Here is a 288-nt window from a genome sequence, read left to right on the forward strand (position 1 = left end):
GGAATATCACGGGTCAGCTTCATGGTCATTGCCTGACTGTGGCAGCGCATGGCACCAACACGTACACAAAGGCCATCAATAGGCACTGGATTATGCCCACTCCCCATAATCTTGTTGGCTTCTACCTGGGCTTTCCATTCTTCACGACTCTGACCGGAATCCAGTTGTGAATCGATATAAGGAATCAAACTACCAGCCAGCGGTACACCAAAATGATTTTTGGGATATTCATCTCTATTGATAAATTCGGATACCTGACGATCGATATCCAGAATAGCAGTAGCGGGA

1 protein-coding gene is annotated in these 288 nt (G+C 46.5%); it reads right to left on the reverse strand.

The genetic code is table 11. The annotated features are described in order from the left end of the window. Positions 1–288, reverse strand: a 288-nt coding sequence (locus tag Q4563_RS19135; RefSeq protein ID WP_303605639.1) for an Asd/ArgC dimerization domain-containing protein, incomplete at both ends; no start/stop codon positions are given.

This window comes from Gilvimarinus sp. 1_MG-2023 (assembly GCF_030548285.1).